We start from the raw sequence: 264 nt of genomic DNA, 5'->3' as shown, positions 1-264 counted from the left end.
ATACAAGTATGAAGTGAAAGAACAGCCAGTAGCCGGATATGAATCCAAAGTAAGTGGTACTGACATCACAAATACAAAAGTAGGCAAAACAAAAGTAGAAGGAACGAAAACATGGAAAGACGATAACGCGAAAGATCGTCCGGAAATGATTAAAGTAGACCTTCTACAAAGTGGTACAGTGATTGCGACGCAAGAAGTAAGCAAAGCAACAGGCTGGAAATACGAATTCAAAGATTTAGCAGCATACGATGCAAACGGAGTAGC

1 protein-coding gene is annotated in these 264 nt (G+C 40.2%); it reads left to right on the top strand.

Features of this window, described 5'->3' with window-relative positions:
- Nucleotides 1-264, top strand: a 264-nt coding sequence (locus FT637_RS29780; protein WP_193649265.1) for a Cna B-type domain-containing protein, incomplete at both ends; no start/stop codon positions are given.

The sequence above is a fragment of the Bacillus cereus genome, assembly GCF_015071065.1.
Taxonomy (GTDB): domain Bacteria; phylum Bacillota; class Bacilli; order Bacillales; family Bacillaceae_G; genus Bacillus_A; species Bacillus_A cereus_BA.
This window is presented reverse-complemented; position numbering and strand designations above follow the sequence as displayed.